This window comes from Microvirga sp. P4_G7 (assembly GCF_056401005.1).
Genome location: NZ_JBFUKD010001099.1, coordinates 1 through 703, shown reverse-complemented (window position 1 = coordinate 703; position 703 = coordinate 1). Strand labels below are relative to the sequence as shown.

The window sequence follows — 703 nt, the reverse complement described above, 5'->3', positions numbered from 1 at the left end:
ACCGTATCGCTGCACCAACTCGAAGGGACCTTCACGCCAGGCGTATCCGAGTTTCATGGCGCTATCGATCGCGCCGACGTCCTCCGCGATGTCGGGGGCGATTGTGGCGGCATAGTCCGTGACGAGCGCGAGGACCTTCCAGGCGTAAACACCGCTCTTGCTCGGCGAATCGAGCAGTGCAACCGGGTCGCGCCCTCCCGCCGGCAGCGAGGAAGGCGCCACGACCCGTTCGGCGCGGTACCGATGCGTGCTCAGATCGAGCGCTTCCTTTCGCCGTCCCTCCGCGACACGGTAGAAGCCAGCCTTCGTCTTCCGCCCCAGAAGGCCGGAGGCGATCATCGCCTTGATGACGGGCTGGGCCGGCAGATCGTGAAACTGGAGAGCGTCGTGCTGCGGGAGTGCCCGCATCAAGCTGCCCCACACCTGCGGCACGAGATCGATGCCGATGAGATCGATCAATCCGAATGCGCCAGTGCGGGGGATGCCGAGCGCCGCCATTGCCGCATCGGCCTCTTCCACATCCAGACCCATCTCGATCGCCTCGATCATGGCGACCCCAAGCCAATGGCAACCGATGCGATTTGCGATGAATCCCGGCGTGTCGCGGCAGTCGATGACGACCTTGCCAAGGATCGTCTCACACGCCTTGCGCGCTCTTTCTACCAGTCGCGGATCGTTCTGAACGTCGCTCACGATTTCAACG

Annotated in this window: 1 protein-coding gene; it reads right to left on the bottom strand. The window is 63.7% G+C overall.

The features are described from left to right. On the bottom strand, window positions 1-693 hold a 693-nt coding region (locus AC1DT3_RS23260; RefSeq protein WP_477467518.1), incomplete at its 3' end, for a 3-hydroxyacyl-CoA dehydrogenase family protein. Window positions 694-703: the final 10 nt, after the last annotated feature.